The 11,082-nt window shown below is 49.4% G+C and carries 10 protein-coding genes and 2 pseudogenes; 6 read left to right on the plus strand and 6 right to left on the minus strand.

The genetic code is table 11. The features are described from left to right. Window positions 1-234: 234 nt before the first annotated feature. The 4 genes and pseudogenes from ABZJ92_RS18250 to cmoB all read left to right on the plus strand — a co-directional run. Window positions 235-582 (plus strand): annotated as a pseudogene (locus tag ABZJ92_RS18250) (DUF72 domain-containing protein); the annotation flags it as partial. Window positions 583-634: 52 nt separating this feature from the next. Next, on the plus strand, window positions 635-1,030 hold the full coding sequence (locus ABZJ92_RS18255; protein ID WP_005048647.1) for an MAPEG family protein: 396 nt from the start codon (window positions 635-637) through the stop codon (window positions 1,028-1,030). Between the two features lie 40 nt (window positions 1,031-1,070). Beyond that, entirely contained in the window at window positions 1,071-1,814 is a 744-nt protein-coding gene (cmoA, locus tag ABZJ92_RS18260; RefSeq protein WP_000019588.1) for a carboxy-S-adenosyl-L-methionine synthase CmoA, read from the plus strand. After that, the gene (cmoB, locus tag ABZJ92_RS18265; RefSeq protein WP_000564755.1) at window positions 1,811-2,782 is read left to right on the plus strand and encodes a tRNA 5-methoxyuridine(34)/uridine 5-oxyacetic acid(34) synthase CmoB; all 972 of its coding nucleotides are present in this window, start codon (window positions 1,811-1,813) and stop codon (window positions 2,780-2,782) included. Before cmoA ends, cmoB begins: the two co-directional genes overlap by 4 nt. 164 nt (window positions 2,783-2,946) lie before the next feature. On the opposite strand, the gene torZ is transcribed toward cmoB, so the two are convergent. The 4 genes from torZ to ABZJ92_RS18285 form a co-directional block, all read right to left on the minus strand. Beyond that, the gene (torZ, locus tag ABZJ92_RS18270) at window positions 2,947-5,376 is read right to left on the minus strand and encodes a trimethylamine N-oxide reductase TorZ (protein WP_001229400.1); all 2,430 of its coding nucleotides are present in this window, start codon (window positions 5,374-5,376) and stop codon (window positions 2,947-2,949) included. 24 nt (window positions 5,377-5,400) lie between these two features. Then, a complete protein-coding gene (locus ABZJ92_RS18275; RefSeq protein WP_001214308.1) occupies window positions 5,401-6,501 on the minus strand; it encodes a NapC/NirT family cytochrome c in 1,101 nt (366 codons plus the stop codon). A 387-nt stretch (window positions 6,502-6,888) separates the two neighbouring features. Continuing rightward, window positions 6,889-7,635, minus strand: a complete 747-nt coding sequence (gene cutC, locus ABZJ92_RS18280) for a copper homeostasis protein CutC (RefSeq protein ID WP_001185741.1) — start codon at window positions 7,633-7,635, stop codon at window positions 6,889-6,891. Between the two features lie 13 nt (window positions 7,636-7,648). Then, window positions 7,649-8,215, minus strand: coding sequence for a VOC family protein (locus ABZJ92_RS18285; RefSeq protein WP_005048653.1), 567 nt, complete (start codon window positions 8,213-8,215; stop codon window positions 7,649-7,651). Between the two features lie 215 nt (window positions 8,216-8,430). Between ABZJ92_RS18285 and argS the strand changes: the two genes are divergently transcribed. Then, entirely contained in the window at window positions 8,431-10,164 is a 1,734-nt protein-coding gene (argS, locus tag ABZJ92_RS18290; RefSeq protein ID WP_001025297.1) for an arginine--tRNA ligase, read from the plus strand. A 41-nt stretch (window positions 10,165-10,205) separates the two neighbouring features. On the opposite strand, the gene ABZJ92_RS18295 is transcribed toward argS, so the two are convergent. Continuing rightward, window positions 10,206-10,250: a hypothetical protein gene (locus ABZJ92_RS18295; protein WP_212734366.1), complete on the minus strand. Its 45-nt coding sequence runs from the start codon at window positions 10,248-10,250 to the stop codon at window positions 10,206-10,208. Between the two features lie 90 nt (window positions 10,251-10,340). Here ABZJ92_RS18295 and ABZJ92_RS18300 point away from each other — a divergent pair, with 90 nt between their 5' ends. Continuing rightward, a complete protein-coding gene (locus ABZJ92_RS18300; protein WP_005063152.1) occupies window positions 10,341-10,829 on the plus strand; it encodes a lysozyme inhibitor LprI family protein in 489 nt (162 codons plus the stop codon). 117 nt (window positions 10,830-10,946) lie between these two features. Here the strand turns inward: ABZJ92_RS18300 and ABZJ92_RS18305 are convergent. Further along, a pseudogene (locus ABZJ92_RS18305) lies at window positions 10,947-11,012 on the minus strand (flagellar protein FlhE); the annotation flags it as partial. Window positions 11,013-11,082 lie beyond the last annotated feature (70 nt).

The following is an 11,082-nucleotide window of genomic DNA, read 5'->3' on the forward strand; positions in this document are numbered from 1 at the left end:
ATTGGAGCACCTGTGTTGTTCTGAGGTGAGCATATCACCTCTGTTCAGGTGGCCAAATTCAGTGTGCCACTTCACCCATAATGGGCTTTTAATCCTATCGTTTATTGCTTGCATAGTAGAATCTAACCATCCATCACTCATAGCTAACCCTCGGAAATCTTACATTTCTGTCTATCATAACCACTAGCATCACCTTTAGGAACCATCTGAAACGGGAGGTGTATTTAGACCTTGCTAATCTTAGACAGCCGCCCGGTTCATGCATCACGTCCACACAGTGAAGCTATTCGCGACGCTCAACGAAAAAAACCTAAAGTTCCGGTACATGCTGTACTGACGGCGACAAATCCGCTGATCCGTTTTATCGGTAGTGATGATATGACGCAAAACCGGGAATTATTTCAGGTCTGGTTACAAAAATTAGCGCAGTGGCATCAGACCACTACGCCTTATCTTTTTTTACATACGCCAGATATTGCCCAGGCCCCGGAACTGGTACATACCCTGTGGGAAGACTTACGTAAAACGCTTCCAGAGATCGGAGCAGTTCCGGCTATTCCACAGCAATCTTCTCTTTTCTGAATTTGCCACCTATCATAGACAGGTGCCATCGGCCATTTTAAAGGGAGTTTGTATGGTAAGCGCGCTATATGCCGTTTTAAGTGCGTTGTTATTAATGAAGTTCTCTTTTGATGTCGTTCGCCTGCGAATGCAGTACCGCGTTGCCTATGGTGACGGTGGTTTTAGCGAACTGCAAAGCGCTATTTGCATTCATGGTAACGCGGTGGAATATATTCCCATCGCGATTGTGCTGATGCTGTTTATGGAAATGAATGGCGCAGAAACCTGGATGGTGCATATTTGCGGCATCGTTTTGCTTGCTGGTCGTCTGATGCATTATTACGGTTTTCATCACCGTCTGTTTCGCTGGCGACGTTCCGGCATGAGCGCCACCTGGTGTGCGCTGTTGCTGATGGTGCTGGCGAATCTTTGGTATATGCCCTGGGAGTTGGTTTTCTCCCTGCGTTAGCGCACAATACGCCACTTTCTTTTTCCCGGATTTTTACGTTATGTCTCACCGCGACACGCTATTTTCTGCCCCTATCGCCAGACTGGGCGACTGGACCTTTGATGAACGGGTCGCTGAAGTCTTCCCGGATATGATCCAGCGTTCCGTTCCCGGCTATTCCAATATTATTTCCATGATTGGTATGTTAGCCGAGCGCTTCGTTCAACCTGGTACGCAGGTTTACGATCTGGGTTGTTCTCTGGGCGCGGCGACGCTCTCGGTGCGTCGCAACATTCATCATGATAATTGCAAAATTATTGCCATCGACAACTCCCCGGCGATGATTGAACGCTGCCGTCGTCATATTGACGCCTATAAAGCCCCTACGCCAGTAGACGTCATTGAAGGTGATATTCGCGATATCGCCATTGAAAACGCATCGATGGTGGTGCTGAATTTTACCCTGCAATTCCTGGAACCTTCCGAGCGCCAGGCATTACTGGATAAAATTTATCAAGGACTGAACCCGGGCGGCGCGCTGGTGCTTTCGGAAAAATTCAGTTTCGAAGATGCCAAAGTTGGTGAACTGTTGTTCAACATGCACCACGACTTTAAACGTGCCAACGGTTACAGCGAACTGGAGATCAGCCAGAAGCGCAGCATGCTGGAAAACGTGATGCTGACCGATTCCGTGGAAACCCATAAAGCACGCCTGCATAAAGCCGGTTTTGAGCATAGCGAGCTGTGGTTCCAGTGCTTTAACTTTGGTTCACTGGTGGCATTAAAAGCAGAGGACGCTGCATGATCGACTTTGGTAACTTTTATTCTCTGATTGCCAAAAATCATCTTTCACACTGGCTCGAAACGCTGCCCGCGCAGATTGCTAACTGGCAGCGCGAGCAGCAGCACGGGCTGTTTAAGCAGTGGTCCAACACGGTGGAATTTCTGCCTGAAATTAAACCGTATCGTCTGGATTTATTGCATAGCGTAACCGCCGAAAGCGAAGAGCCACTGAGCACCGGGCAAATTAAACGCATTGAAACGCTTATGCGGAACCTGATGCCATGGCGCAAAGGGCCGTTCTCACTGTATGGCGTCAACATCGATACCGAATGGCGTTCCGACTGGAAATGGGATCGTGTTCTGCCCCATCTTTCTGATTTAACCGGACGCACCATTCTGGATGTCGGCTGCGGCAGCGGTTATCACATGTGGCGCATGATTGGCGCAGGCGCGCACCTCGCGGTGGGGATCGACCCTACGCAACTGTTTCTGTGCCAGTTTGAAGCGGTGCGTAAACTACTGGGTAACGATCAGCGCGCACATTTGTTACCGTTAGGTATTGAACAGCTTCCGGCACTGAAAGCCTTTGATACCGTCTTTTCGATGGGCGTGCTTTACCATCGCCGTTCGCCGCTGGAGCATCTCTGGCAGTTGAAAGATCAACTGGTGAATGAGGGTGAACTGGTGCTGGAAACGCTGGTTATTGATGGCGATGAGAACACGGTGCTGGTACCAGGCGATCGTTACGCGCAAATGCGTAATGTCTATTTCATCCCTTCCGCGCTGGCGCTGAAAAACTGGCTGAAGAAGTGTGGTTTTGTAGATATCCGCATTGTGGATGTGTGCGTTACCACTACTGAAGAGCAGCGACGCACTGAATGGATGGTTACCGAATCTCTGTCCGATTTCCTCGACCCACATGATCCGAGTAAGACAGTTGAAGGTTATCCTGCGCCTAAACGCGCGGTGCTGATTGCGCGCAAGCCGTAAAGGTCTGGTATTACTGCCGGATGCGGCGTGAACGCCTTATCCGGCCTACAAACCCTTGCTAATTCAATCTATTGCAGGGACTATGTAGGCCTGATAAGCATAGCGCATCAGGCAGTTTTACGTTTGCATAACCTCAGCGCCCGTTTCCGGGCGCTATTCACTTCTTACGCCTGAACAGCAGGCTTATCAAATGCCGTTAACTTCGGTGCGTTACCCGTATATTTTTCGATATACACCAGCGCAGAGTTACCGGCACAGGCATTTGCCCGCTGCGAGCTGGGGATATCCGCCGTTAACACGTTCGCACTGCCGTTTTTACACAAGCCGTTTTCCAGATCTGGCCATGCACCTTCATGCACGCATACCACGCCTTTTTTGATCCCGTCAGTCACCACCGCGCCTGTCAAAATCTGACCACGTTTGTTCCAGACACGCACCAGATCGCCATTCGCAATACCAAATCGAGCAGCATCTTCGGTGTGAATAGTGATCGGTTCACGATCGGCAACCGCATATTTTTTACGCAGTTCCGCATAGTTAAGCTGACTGTGTAAACGGTGTGCCGGATGTGCGGTCAGAAGCTGCAACTGCTTCTCGTCGGCGGTACCCTTCCACTCATCAGGCGCAAGCCAGGTTGGGTGTGCCGGGCAATCCTTATAGCCAAATTTTTCCAGCGTTTTGGAGTAAATCTCAATTTTGCCGCTTGGCGTACCCAGCGCATTTTTCACCGGATCGGCGCGGAAATCACCATAACGAACGTACTGTTCGTTCTTCTCGCTGCGGCGCATTTCGATCAGTTTATTTTGCTGCCAGAAGGCATTAAACATTGGCATAGTGACGCGTTGCGCACGGGCCCCTTTCTGAGCGGCATCATAGAAAAATTTCAGCCACGCCATTTCATCTTTACCTTCGGTATAGATCTCTTTTCCGCCAGGTTTGAGTAATTCCGCAAGATCGGCAAACACGTCAAAATCGTTACGCGCTTCAAATTGCGGAGCAACAGCCTGCTTCATCGGCACAATATGCTGGTTGCTGTAATCACCGGTCATCGTCAAGTCATTGCGCTCAAACGATGTGGTGATCGGTAATACGATATCTGCGTGTTTGGCTGCTGCGGTCCAGTAGCATTCAGAAACGACGATCATCTCCGGTTTCTGCCAGGCTTTGATCAGACGATTAGTATCCTGGTGATGGGTAAAGTTACCGCCACCCGCCCACCAGATCATTTTGATATTCGGATACGTTTGTTCTTTACCGTTATGCTGATATTTGCCGCCAGGATTTTCCAGCGCATCGACGATACGGGCAACAGGAATCGCCGTCATTCCGCCATCATCAGCGGCCTCGCTGGCCTGTCCGGCAATCGCCGCAGACATTTCCGGCAGCACGCCGCCAACACGCGTCGGGTTGCCACCATTGGAGTAATGATAAGAGAAACCAAAACCGCCGCCCGGTGTACCAATCTGCCCTAACATCGCCGCCAGCGTCACCAGCATCCAGTGTTTCTGTTCACCATATTGCTGGCGCTGAATTCCCCAGCCTGCCATCAGCATTGTGCGATTCGCCGCCATCAGTTCAGCGAGTTTGACTATCTGCGCTTCCGGTACGCCAGTAATTTCCGCCGTCCAGACCGCGCTCTTCGGCGTATTATCGCTCTTACCTGTCAGATACTCTTCAAACTGCGGATACCCGGTAGTGTATTTTTCAAGGAACACTTTATCGTGTTTGCCTTGTGTCATCAGGGTATGCGCAATCCCTAACATCAGTGCCACGTCGGTGCCCATATTCGGCGCGATCCAGGTGGCATTATCGCCAAAGAATTCGATGGTTTCGGAGCGGATAGGATCAATGGCAATCACTGGTTTGCCAGATTTTTTCAGCTGATGGAAGTATTCCAGCCCTTGCTCATCGGTACTGCTCCAGGCAATTTTTAAGGTATTCAGCGGGTTCATTCCCCACAGCACCACAACCTGGCTGTTTTCCAGAATCAGCGGCCAGGAGGCCTGCTGTTCATACACCTCTACAGAACCGACCACATGCGGCATGATCACCTGTGCTGCCCCGGTTGAATAATCGCCGCTATGCCCGGAATAACCGCCCGCCAGGTTCATATAACGTTGCAGTAAGGTTTGCGCTTTATGCAACACGCCAGAAGAGCGCCAGCCGTAAGATCCGGCAAAAATGGCCGATGGTCCGTTAGCTTTACGAATACGCTCATGTTGCTCATGAATCAGTTTTAATGCCTGTTCCCAGCTCACCTGTACATAGGTATCTTCGCCACGACCTTTCGCCGGTTGCAGTGGATTGTCGAGATAGCTTTTTCTCACCATCGGATGCTGAATACGCGCCGTGGTGTGTACCTGATCCGCCGCCGTAGACTGTAAGGAGTTCGGTATGGTTTTCGCCAGCGCGCCTGTCGAAGAAACAATCTTGCCGTCCTTCACTTCTACGCTCATCGCTCCCCAACGTCCCGCGGTGAGGATTTTACCGCCCTTCTCTTCTGCCCATGCGGGGAGCGGTGCTGCCGATGTCACCACCAGCGCTCCAGCGGCAATACCGCTGTGTTTAATAAATTCACGTCTTGTTAATGCCATAACTTCCTCCCTGATCAACGAGGATCACTGTTTCTCGGTAATATCTTTGGCGTTGTACTGGAAATACCGCGTTAAAATGTCCGGTTCGTTTTCGCTCATGCTGGTTCGTGCCCCCATTCCTTTGGCAATGGACGGCCACGCATTGACGGTGTAATGGTCGGCGGCAATAGAGGCATGACAACCAGCGCAATAGGTATCGTCAAGTTTTTCAGCGTATTGCCATAGCGGTTTACGGTCCGCTAATGCGGGATCGGTAAGCGCACCCTGTAAAGACGCCTGACGCCATTGATTGCCGTATTCGTCAGCCTGCCATTCCCCGTTTACCGTGAGCGCCTTGATACCTTCTTCACTTAATGTGGCTAGCGCCAGCCGTTGACCTGCCGCCAGGTAGAGCGTGTTTTCACTGCCCTGCATTTGATAACCCTGCAACAGAACGATCGGCTGTTTGCCACTGGCATCAACGACGGTGAGATCGGTACCAGGATTCACGGTAGCCAGCTCGCCTATGCGAGAAGTTTTGAAAGGATAAATATGTGCGCCATTAGTCACTGAAGTAGCGGCCTGACTTTCCAGCTCATGCGCCGCGTTGTCATCCATTTTTATTTCTGGCGGAAAATGGGCAATGCCTTTATGACAATCGATACAGGTTTCGCCGCCCTTTTGTGCTTTGTTATGCATTTTCTGCGCAGATTCACTTTGCGAGGCAATATCCATGGCATCAAAAGAATGGCAACTACGGCACGTTGCAGAGTCAGTTGCTTTTAATTCTTTCCATACTGTTTCGGCCATTTCCTGGCGATGAGTTTCGAACTTATCGTCACTGTCTATTTTGCCGCTAACAAATTCATGATAAATATCTTTAGATGCTTTTAATTTAGCAAATAAATAATCCATCCCTGACTTTGGAATATGGCAATCGGCACATTCCGCACGTATCCCTTTCTGGTTCGAAAAGTGGACAGTTCCCTGATATTCCTCAAAAGGTTTACTCATCGAGTGGCAGGAAAGGCAAAATGCTGTATCCGACGTTTTATGTAAGGCTTTTTGCGCCAGCAATAACCCGCCGCCACCAACCACAACCGCTATCAGCAAAAACAATAACCCAATGCGTTTTTTCCCTCGCATAGATTCCTCTAAATAAATTCCAGAACACCGAAATCATTGTATAATTAAATACACAACGAATTAACCGCTTGCATAACTCGGCACAACACTGCCTGAAATAATCGATAAAGAATATGATTTATTACAATGTAATCATTAATTGCTAAGGAATAACCCAGTTGCTATTTAGAATATATATTTATCAGTTTTAGCAATTTAAATCCCATAATCAATGTGAATATAAAAAATATTTTTAGCACAACGCTATGCGCACTGTCACCCGCTCAACAGATCACGGTTATCGTTCGTTTTTTATACTGCTCAGGGATAAAAAAAGGCCCCTGTTGAAATTGCAGGGGCCTGGTACGAGCAAGCATCATATTGGGCGACATGATGCAACGGTAAAAATCATTTGGCCTGATGGCGTTCAATGATTCCTTTCATTTCAGCAACCGCCGCCCCGTCTACGATATAACGCGAATACTCGTCCGCGTGTTCATCTGATGACATGGACAATCCTTGATTACGATAACGCATCGGTGAGGCTTGCCACGCTCCCGCGGAGCTATGGACTTCCAGCACTCCGGCATCGAGGAAGTGGTGCAGGTTTTCTGCACGGACTCCTGCTCCAGCCATAATGATTGGAGCATCACGATGGGCAATAAGTTCCATAATTTTTGATAAACCTTGCAGTGCGTCTGATTTTTGCCCTGATGTCAGTACCCGGGCAATGCCCAATTCCGCAAGATTATTGAGTGTATATAAAGGGTTAGCGCACATATCGAAGGCGCGATGAAAAGTCACTGCCAGCGGACCGGCAGCAGCCATTATTTTTTCCATTCGTGGCATATCGACATTCCCGTCAACATCGAGAACGCCCGTCACCAGTCCAGGAAAACCTAATTCGCGGACCGTGCGCACATCCTCAAGAATGGCGGCAAACTCACCGTCGCTGTAGCAAAAATCACCACCGCGTGGGCGAATTATCGGATGCACAGGGATCGTCACCCGCTGGCGCACGGATTTCAGTACCCCCAACGACGGCGTTAAGCCCCCCTCTTTTGGGGCTGCGCATAATTCAACTCTGTCTGCGCCGTTTTGCTGCGCCGTTAGTGCACATTCCATGCTGTAACAGCAAATTTCCAGTAATGCCATTTTTGCTCCTTAATTACGCTGACTGCTCGCTGGCAACGATCTCTTCAATGGACCACGGATGAAACTTAATAGTTGTTTTGCCATCGGTGACCGCCAGCGTCGGATTCGGTAATCGCTCATGCTCACCTTTTGGTGAACTGGTTTTAACTGAGATCCCCGGTAGGCTGAGTCCTTCATCAGAAAGCAATGCCAGCGCACGGGCATTCAGCGTTTCTGGATCACCCGGCAGAACGATTTCAATATGTTCCCAACCTTCGTGTGGGTAACGTTTTTCCCCGGGCCACGGTAGCTCCACATTGGAAAACTGCCAGTGCGCAACCTGTACCGGTTCATGCAATTTAAACAGACAAATCGGTCTGCCATTGATCATTTTTTCTGACAAAAGCTCGCCACACTGTTCAAAACCGCGACGCCAGCGCTCAGCGGTGACGTTTTGATGGCAACGCAAAGAAATGTGATCGGCAGTCAGCGGAGTGATATCCAACCCCAGACGGCGGGAAAGTTCATCTAATGCGTGGGTAAATCGCGGTAAATCCGATGCAATATCCTGCAGCTCGTCGATAGATTGCCAGTTCGCCATAATCACTCTTCGTCTTTCAGTAAAAGCGTTAATTTACCCTGTTGCCCTGTGCCAACCAACCGCTGATTTCACGCCGCTTCTGATGCAATAGTGAAAACGGCAATACGCCACGCGCACGTTGCTGACGAAAACAGCCATTTGCAGTATACTCCCGCCCTAATTTCTTTAACTGGTGCGGGCAATTTTTGCTCGCTTCATCAATGTAAGGTATTCCGGTGAATATTCAGGCTCTTCTCTCAGAAAAAGTCCGTCAGGCCATGATTGCGGCAGGCGCGCCTGCGGATTGCGAACCGCAGATTCGTCAGTCAGCAAAAGTTCAGTTCGGCGACTATCAGGCTAACGGCATGATGGCAGTTGCTAAAAAACTGGGTATGGCACCGCGACAATTAGCAGAGCAGGTGCTGACTCATCTGGATCTTAACGGTATCGCCAGCAAAGTTGAGATCGCCGGTCCAGGCTTTATCAACATTTTCCTTGATCCGGCATTCCTGGCTGAACATGTTCAGCAGGCGCTGGCGTCCGATCGTCTCGGTGTTGCTACGCCAGAAAAACAGACCATTGTGGTTGACTACTCTGCGCCAAACGTGGCGAAAGAGATGCACGTCGGTCACCTGCGCTCTACCATTATTGGTGACACAGCAGTGCGTACTCTGGAGTTCCTCGGTCACAAAGTGATTCGCGCAAACCACGTCGGCGACTGGGGCACTCAGTTCGGTATGCTGATTGCATGGCTGGAAAAGCAGCAGCAGGAAAACGCCGGTGAAATGGAGCTGGCTGACCTTGAAGGTTTCTACCGCGATGCGAAAAAGCATTACGACGAAGATGAAGAGTTTGCCGAGCGTGCACGTAACTACGTGGTAAAACTGCAAAGCGGTGACGAATATTTCCGCGAGATGTGGCGCAAACTGGTCGACATCACCATGACGCAGAACCAGATCACTTACGATCGTCTCAACGTGACGCTGACCCGTGATGACGTGATGGGCGAAAGCCTCTACAACCCAATGCTGCCAGGAATTGTGGCGGATCTCAAAGCCAAAGGTCTGGCAGTAGAAAGCGAAGGGGCGACCGTCGTATTCCTTGATGTGTTTAAAAACAAGGAAGGCGAACCGATGGGCGTGATCATTCAGAAGAAAGATGGCGGCTATCTCTACACCACCACTGATATCGCCTGTGCGAAATATCGTTATGAAACACTGCATGCCGATCGCGTGCTGTATTACATCGACTCCCGTCAGCATCAACACCTGATGCAGGCATGGGCGATCGTCCGTAAAGCAGGCTATGTACCGGAATCCGTACCGCTGGAACACCACATGTTCGGCATGATGCTGGGTAAAGACGGCAAACCGTTCAAAACCCGCGCGGGTGGTACCGTGAAACTGGCAGACCTGCTGGATGAAGCCCTGGAGCGTGCACGTCGTCTGGTGGCAGAAAAGAACCCGGATATGCCAGCTGACGAGCTGGAAAAACTGGCTAACGCGGTTGGTATTGGTGCGGTGAAATATGCGGATCTCTCCAAAAACCGCACCACGGACTACATCTTCGACTGGGACAACATGCTGGCGTTTGAGGGTAATACCGCGCCATACATGCAGTATGCTTACACGCGTGTATTGTCCGTGTTCCGTAAAGCAGAAATTAACGAAGAGCAACTGGCTGCAGCTCCGGTAATCATCCGTGAAGATCGTGAAGCGCAACTGGCAGCTCGCCTGCTGCAGTTTGAAGAAACCCTCACCGTGGTTGCCCGTGAAGGCACGCCGCATGTAATGTGTGCTTACCTGTACGATCTGGCCGGTCTGTTCTCTGGCTTCTACGAGCACTGCCCGATCCTCAGCGCAGAAAACGAAGAAGTGCGTAACAGCCGTCTGAAACTGGCACAACTGACAGCGAAGACGCTGAAGCTGGGTCTGGATACGCTGGGTATTGAGACTGTAGAGCGTATGTAATCGATTTTTCGTGAGAGTGAAGCCTGATCAGGGTTAGCCGATCAGGCTTTTTTATTGCCATCTAAATGTATTCTGAAAACGGACATGCCATTGTTTTCTCACTGTTGAGTAAGAGGCCAGAAGCGTAATATCCAGGCCCAGGAAAACGATAACGGTTCAATTTAAGGAATACCGAAGTGTTTAAATTTCTTGTATTAACATTAGGCATTATCTCTTGCCAGGCTTACGCAGAAGATACGGTTATAGTAAACGACCATGACACTTCAGCCATCAAAGATTGTTGGCAAAAAAATTCAGATGATGATACTGACATTAACGTGATCAAATCATGCCTGCGACAAGAATACAATCTCGTCGATGCGCAATTAAATAAAGCCTATGGTGAAGCTTATCGTTATATAGAACAAGTGCCACGCACAGGTGCAAAAAAACTTGATACTGAACAACTTAACTTGCTTAAAAAATCACAGCGAGCCTGGCTGGATTTTAGGGACAAAGAATGTGAATTAATCCTTTCAAATGAGGATGTTCAGGATTTAAGTGACCCCTATTCTGAATCAGAATGGCTATCATGTATGATCATACAGACCAATACGCGAACTCGCCAGTTGCAGCTATACCGTAACTCTGAAGATTTTTATCCAAGCCCTTTGACAAGAGGATAATTCACATCTTTTTGGCATGTTTTGTTGCAAGCTATTCCTGATAAATGATTGCAACAAAACATCCAGCCTTTTGACTGAGTTATTAAACATACTCGCGAGCGCGTAATTTTTTGTCTTTCAGCGATAATTCACAATCACTTCATTCCGTTGTACCTTTAGCGGTGGAATTAACCGCCCTGAACCGCCCCGGGTTTCCTGGAGAGTGTTTTATCTGTGAACTCAGGCTGCCAGATCATCGTTTCCGATGGAAGCA

The organism is Shigella sp. FJ200513 (assembly GCF_040495915.1).
GTDB lineage: Bacteria > Pseudomonadota > Gammaproteobacteria > Enterobacterales > Enterobacteriaceae > ECMA0423.

Coding starts and splice junctions, on each gene's coding strand:
- torZ (WP_001229400.1), bottom strand. CDS start 5,376: ATGGCATTAACAAGACGTGAATTTATTAAACACAGCGGTATTGCCGCT.
- cmoB (WP_000564755.1), top strand. CDS start 1,811: ATGATCGACTTTGGTAACTTTTATTCTCTGATTGCCAAAAATCATCTT.
- cutC (WP_001185741.1), bottom strand. CDS start 7,635: ATGGCATTACTGGAAATTTGCTGTTACAGCATGGAATGTGCACTAACG.
- ABZJ92_RS18255 (WP_005048647.1), top strand. CDS start 635: ATGGTAAGCGCGCTATATGCCGTTTTAAGTGCGTTGTTATTAATGAAG.
- ABZJ92_RS18285 (WP_005048653.1), bottom strand. CDS start 8,215: ATGGCGAACTGGCAATCTATCGACGAGCTGCAGGATATTGCATCGGAT.
- ABZJ92_RS18275 (WP_001214308.1), bottom strand. CDS start 6,501: ATGCGAGGGAAAAAACGCATTGGGTTATTGTTTTTGCTGATAGCGGTT.
- cmoA (WP_000019588.1), top strand. CDS start 1,071: ATGTCTCACCGCGACACGCTATTTTCTGCCCCTATCGCCAGACTGGGC.